At 37.6% G+C, this 5405-nt stretch carries 4 protein-coding genes, 1 tRNA gene and 1 pseudogene; 3 read left to right on the forward strand and 3 right to left on the reverse strand.

All coding sequences use genetic code 11. The annotated features are described in order from the left end of the window. The 3 genes and pseudogenes from QZ265_RS09675 to QZ265_RS09685 form a co-directional block, all read right to left on the reverse strand. Window positions 1–721: pseudogene (locus QZ265_RS09675) on the reverse strand (integrase); the annotation flags it as partial. A gap of 175 nt (window positions 722–896) precedes the next feature. After that, window positions 897–983 (reverse strand) — tRNA-Leu (locus QZ265_RS09680). 133 nt (window positions 984–1116) lie between these two features. Further along, window positions 1117–1890 (reverse strand): ferredoxin--NADP reductase, encoded by a 774-nt coding sequence (locus QZ265_RS09685; RefSeq protein ID WP_296405687.1) that lies wholly within the window; start codon window positions 1888–1890, stop codon window positions 1117–1119. Window positions 1891–2607: 717 nt separating this feature from the next. Between QZ265_RS09685 and QZ265_RS09690 the strand changes: the two genes are divergently transcribed. The 3 genes from QZ265_RS09690 to QZ265_RS09700 all read left to right on the forward strand — a co-directional run bounded on the left by QZ265_RS09690 (window position 2608) and on the right by QZ265_RS09700 (window position 5319). After that, entirely contained in the window at window positions 2608–3453 is an 846-nt protein-coding gene (locus QZ265_RS09690; RefSeq protein WP_296405689.1) for a tRNA (N6-threonylcarbamoyladenosine(37)-N6)-methyltransferase TrmO, read from the forward strand. 249 nt (window positions 3454–3702) lie between these two features. Beyond that, entirely contained in the window at window positions 3703–4488 is a 786-nt protein-coding gene (locus QZ265_RS09695) for a TatD family hydrolase (RefSeq protein WP_296405692.1), read from the forward strand. Window positions 4489–4629: 141 nt separating this feature from the next. Continuing rightward, window positions 4630–5319, forward strand: a complete 690-nt coding sequence (locus tag QZ265_RS09700) for a TetR/AcrR family transcriptional regulator (RefSeq protein ID WP_296405693.1) — start codon at window positions 4630–4632, stop codon at window positions 5317–5319. Window positions 5320–5405 lie beyond the last annotated feature (86 nt).

Raw genomic sequence — 5405 nt, forward strand, 5'->3', positions numbered from 1 at the left:
GCTTGTAAGAACCCCCATCTTTATGTTCAATTAGAGTCTGAAAGTATGTACCAAGATATTCTTCCTCTACATGTCGAGTTCGAGGCTTAATTTTATGCCAGTCTTTTTTGGCATTTAGAATACGTATAGGCTGATCTTTGATGATGTACTCTTCATTTTCATCTAAAAAACTATCCTGACAATAATTCCAAACTGAGCGAAGAGCTCTCATAGTAGCATTAGCTTGTGCTTTACTACGCTTACTGATTTCCTTATGCTTTTCACTAACCATGGTTTTGGTAATATCATTTAAAGACAAATCTAGCCAATCACTAAGGCGACCAAGTATTTGCTGATCATATGTTTCGATAGTACGGCTAGCAAGGTTAGGCTTCATGGTTTTAAAGTACTCATATGCCTCTTTTAATGTAGGTACATTAGAGTTTGGAGCGGGTTGGTTAACTGGACCAGCTTGATAGCCATCATAGACATGCAAACCTTTCTTGATATTAACCATCATGGTACTGGCTTTTTCACGAGCTTCAGTTAAAGTAATTAAATGTGTCTCTTCTACTTCATCTCTATAAAGCTTACCGTTGATTCGTTTATGTAGAGTATATTTTTTAGATTGCTTGCCTACTCTTAATGCAAAACCTGTCAATACTTCATCCATATAAATATCGGTACCATTTGTTGCATACTCAACAGAGTCTACAAATCGCTTAGTGAGTTTAACTTTCATACTGGCCTCTTTAAAGATGTTCTAATAGAACTATCATACGGTAATAGGCAGGGGAGTCAAAGTATCAAGATAGTATCAAAACCATTTGGATACAGGTTTTAATACTGTGTTAATGACGTGATTTATAGACAATAAAAAACCCCTACAGACTATAATCTATAAGGGTTTTTAGTATTGGTACCGGTGGTCGGACTTGAACCGACACGCTTTTAAAGGCAACGGATTTTGAATCCGTCGTGTCTACCAATTCCACCACACCGGCATGTAGGGTTAGCTCAATCAATGTTGATCGATTATAATCATCAACTAGATAGGTAGTCGAGCTAGGAGGCGTATTATAACAACTTCTCAAATCTGGTCAAGAAGTTTTAACGCAATTTTTAAGCAAAACGTTATTAGCCTACGAAAGCACGCTCAACCACATAATCAGCTGGCACGCCCATACGAGGAGAAACGGTTAAACCATAACCATCTAAAATCTCAGAAATATCTGCGTTAAAAGGCATGCTACCACAAATCATAACTCGGTCATCTTCTTTATTAATTGGGGGTAAACCAATGTCTTCGTATAGCTTGCCTGACCGCATCAAATCTGTAATACGGCCAGTGTTGCGAAACTCTACACGCGTAACGGTAGGGTAGTAAATGAATTTCTCACGATACCATTCGCCAAATAGTTCATCATTTGGCAGGGTTTCTTCAAACATTTCGCGGTACGCTAAGTCTTCAACCCTACGTACACCATGACAAAGAACAATTTTATCAAATTTCTCATAAACTTCAGGGTCACGAGATAGAGATAAGAATGGAGCAAGTCCTGTGCCGGTAGAGAGCATATATAGGTGTTTACCCGGTAATAGATCATCAACGACTAGCGTACCAGTTGGTTTCTTACTAATAATGAGCTCATCGCCCACTTTGATATGCTGTAACCGTGAAGTCAATGGCCCGTCTTGCACTTTAATGGAGAAAAACTCCAAATCTTCTTCATAATTTGGGCTAGCGATAGAATAAGCGCGCATTAAAGGCTTGCCATCTACCATAATACCAATCATTGCAAATTCACCGTTACGATAGCGTAATCCAGCATCACGAGTGGTTTTAATAGTAAATAAAGAGTCGTTCCAGTGATGTACATAAGTCACTGTTTCAGTATGGAATTTTGACATAAAAGCCCCGATTAATATGAATAGCAAAGCGAATTAAAAGCTGTAAATTAGTTGCTTTATTTTAATTTGGACTTAAGTCCATAAAGTCATCATAAGCTGCTTAATAAACTATAGTCTGTATAGAAAAAAAGGGTGCAAACTATATAAAGTTAAAGCCTTATACGTATAATAGGTCTTAACCCGAGTAATATTTTTAAGAGGCATATGATAACAAATTATTGAATATAATAACGACAATAAATCTTAAATGAGTCAAAAGCTTCATTATTAATTGGAATAACGCCTATTCAAATTATTATAAGCTTTTTGATTCAGGCGCAGTTTGGCTGCTTTGCAACTAATAAGCTCACTTTTAGTATAATTTAATAAGACAATAATAGTTTATGGATGACACTATTTATCCGATAACTCATCCGATAACGTCTCATTATTTTTTGGGGTAAATACTGAGAGCTAATTTAAAGTTAAGCTTAACCTTTAACATCTTAAATAACCTAATTTATAAAGTATACTATGTCATATACATACCGCTTTTATTAAGTTAGGTAATCAAGAAGGCATTAACCAAAAGGGCAATCAAGCATAACTAACTTAATTTGATAGCTTAAGTCCTTGGTTTAAGTGCTTAGTTTTATTTATTAGTTTTTGTCATTAGATTTCAGGCTCTAGTCTAGAACCTTAGCGTTTCATAACCAATCAAAAGGTATTTAAGTTTAAATGTCACAAGATGATTTACATGCTACTCAAAATCAGATAACTATACCGATTATTGGCTATCATCGCTCCGCTTTATCGCAAAAGTTTGGCATTCCTCGCCAGCCTAATCTTGTGGCTTTGCCCAGTGTCATTGAAATGATAGCGCCTTATGATACGCCTGAGGCGTTTAGTGGAATTGAAGAATTTAGCCATCTGTGGATTAGTTGGTATACCCATCACAATCACTTAACACTAGGTTCTAAATCCCAATCTCATGAGACGATTTCTGAGGATACAGCTGACAACGTCTTTAAGCCTGATTGTAAGCCTGTATTCAAGCCTAAGGTGCGTCCGCCAAGATTAGGCGGCAATACCAAACTAGGAGTATTTGCAACTCGAACTACATACCGCCCTTCGCAGCTGGGATTATCGGTAGTCGAACTGGTAAGGGTAGAAGTGATGACAGGCTCGGTACGACTTCATATACGTGGCGCAGATATGGTAGATGGTACACCCATTGTCGATATTAAGCCTTATATTGGTTATAGTGATGCATTAAGCGAGGCTATCTGCGGATTTGCACCAGACAAGCCGCCTTTAAAGCAGGTGGTATGTGAAGCTCAAGCCGCTGCAGATTTTGAGAAATACTGTGACCAATCAGACAGCGACCTAAATATTGAGGATAAGCACATTATTCAACAGCTAATTGCTCAAGATCCAAGACCTGCATATCGTCAGCGAGATACGCAGCGGACATATTATATGAGTTATAAGCACTATGATATTGGCTTTCTAATGCAGTATGAGTTTGAAGATAATACGACTCAACCTAAACTTTGCATTGTGTCAATTCAACCGCATTTATAGCGTTTTCATGCTTATATAAACTGTTTTGAAAGATTATGATAACGCTGCGACATATTTTAAGCCCGCAATGCTATAAGTCCGAAATGCTATTAGTTAATTAGGCTACAGGTACTAAGGCTATAGTTACTGAGGCTATCTTGAATTTACAATGGTTATAACGATAATAAAGTGCGTGAGCGCTTAATCAAAATCTAATTTTTTACAACTGTATTTTCAATAACTAAATTTTTTACAACTAAAAGAGTTGATATGTTTACTGATAGTCACTGCCATTTAAACCGTTTAGATCTAACCCCACATGACGGGAAGTTAGACGGCGTTATTGAAGCCATGAAAAAGGCCAACGTAAGTCGAGCTATGGCCATTATGTGCGATTTTGCTGAGTATGATGCCATTTATGACATTGTTACTCAATACGGTGATAATGAATTAAATTTAGGAATGAGCGTAGGTATTCATCCTTGTGAGGATTTACAGATATTGAAATCTGCCACGGTTGAACGTTTGGTTAAAACCGCTTCTGCCGATCATGTTTGGGCCATTGGTGAGACAGGTTTGGACTACTATTGGAGTGATGAAAATAAACAAGAACAAAAAGCCAGCTTAGCGCGCCATATTGCAGCCAGTCAGCAGTTAAAAAAACCTTTGGTGGTACACACCCGCGAAGCTAAGCATGACACTATTGATATATTAAAAGCAGAAAAAGCCGAGCATGGTATTATCCATTGTTTCACTGAAGATTGGGATACTGCAAAAAAAGCTCTTGATTTGGGCTTTTATATTTCTTTCTCCGGTATTGTAAGCTTTAAAAATGCACAAAGCTTACGTGATGCAGCCTTAAAAGTGCCTAGAGATCGATTACTTATCGAAACTGATAGTCCTTATTTAGCACCTGTACCAAAACGCGGTAAATCTAATGAACCTGCCTATGTACCATACGTGGCGACCTGTTTGGGTGATCTATTTGGCATTAGTAGTGAACAAGTTGGTATGCTAACGACAAAAAATTTCGAGGATTTACTAGCACAAGCTTAATAAAATGGGTATGCTATGTAGGCTATGACTAATGAGTCATTATATGACTATGGTTTTGAGTACTTGGTGTAGGACTTGTAGTTGTAGCACCTGTCAAAGTAGATATTATTCATCAAAGATTATACAAGGTTGGGCATTTGCATGAGTAGGCAGCAGCAATTTAAGAATCGCGAAGAAAAAATATTAGCCACCGCTGAACAACTTTTACTTGAAGCAGGAAGTGGGGATATAACTTTGGACAGTTTAGCCGACCAGCTAGACTTAGCCAAGGGTACTTTATATAAGCATTTTTCAAGTAAAGATGAATTATATTTGCGTATTATCATTCGTTATGAAGAGCAATTATTTGATATTAATAAGATTGATGATAGTGTATCGGCAGGCGTGTCGCGAATGATTCTTCAACAGCTAATGAACCCGCAAAAAGCCTTGTTATTTAACCAAATTGAAGAGCGTCTTGCAGCATCTGCTCAAGGTTTAAATAGAATGTTTGGTGAGCTATATGAGATTAGACGCGCGCGTATGAAGCGTTTAATTGATTTGATAAGTCAATACTTGCAGAGCCAAAATAGTGGTTTAAGTACTCGAGATTATCTGTCTACTATTTGGGCTATTGGACAGGGTGGTGCAAGTTTACTTAATTCAAGCTTCTATCAGCGATATTTGGGTCGACGTGATACGCTACGAGTGGCCTTGGTACAGCAAATGCTTGATCTTCCTAAACAGTATCCTAATATGGATGAGGATGATGAGGATATGGTAGATTTAGTCAATCAAATTGATTCAGAAAGCGAGGCGCATCTAGAAGCTCAGGGCTCATTAAAAGTGTAATGAACTCTTAGCCATTGTTAGCTTTGGGTTATTAAAGTCTTGGATTCAATTACGAAGTGCAACGGCTCCGAATCTAGATTTTACCT

The sequence above is a fragment of the Psychrobacter sp. genome (assembly GCF_018260395.1).
Taxonomy (GTDB): domain Bacteria; phylum Pseudomonadota; class Gammaproteobacteria; order Pseudomonadales; family Moraxellaceae; genus Psychrobacter.